This window comes from Neobacillus drentensis (assembly GCF_036966985.1).
Lineage (GTDB): Bacteria > Bacillota > Bacilli > Bacillales > Cytobacillaceae > Neobacillus > Neobacillus drentensis_E.
The window spans coordinates 1270-1559 of the sequence record NZ_JBALSN010000731.1 but is presented as its reverse complement, the minus strand read 5'-3'; the positions used below and the strand labels follow the sequence as shown (position 1 = coordinate 1559).

The window sequence follows — 290 nt, the reverse complement described above, 5'->3', positions numbered from 1 at the left end:
ATTCAAACAACTGAAAAATCTATTTTATATTGAATTGTCACAAAACTGTCAAAAACTCTCAAAAACTATCATATGTTTTTTGTGAGAGCTCCTTCAAAAATTGCGATTAACTTCTTGGTTCTTTTAGATATTGATACAAGACATCGCCGCCCCTTTGACCGATCCCGCGGAAATGTTTAAAATCTTTTCTTTTCACCAATATCTGACGAAATTCCATAAACTGATCGTTGGTGACATAATACTCAGAAAGTTCCCCTGTCATAAGGCGATCCAAGATATCTGTAATCATT

At 34.1% G+C, this 290-nt stretch carries 1 protein-coding gene; it reads right to left on the bottom strand.

Annotated features, from left to right (window positions below; translation table 11 throughout):
• Nucleotides 1-106: 106 nt before the first annotated feature.
• Nucleotides 107-289, bottom strand: a complete 183-nt coding sequence (locus tag V7659_RS31090) for a hypothetical protein (RefSeq protein ID WP_335543849.1) — start codon at nucleotides 287-289, stop codon at nucleotides 107-109.
• Nucleotide 290 lies beyond the last annotated feature (1 nt).

Excerpts from the sequence above, each read along its gene's own strand:
- V7659_RS31090 (WP_335543849.1), bottom strand. The coding sequence starts at position 289 with ATGATTACAGATATCTTGGATCGCCTTATGACAGGGGAACTTTCTGAG.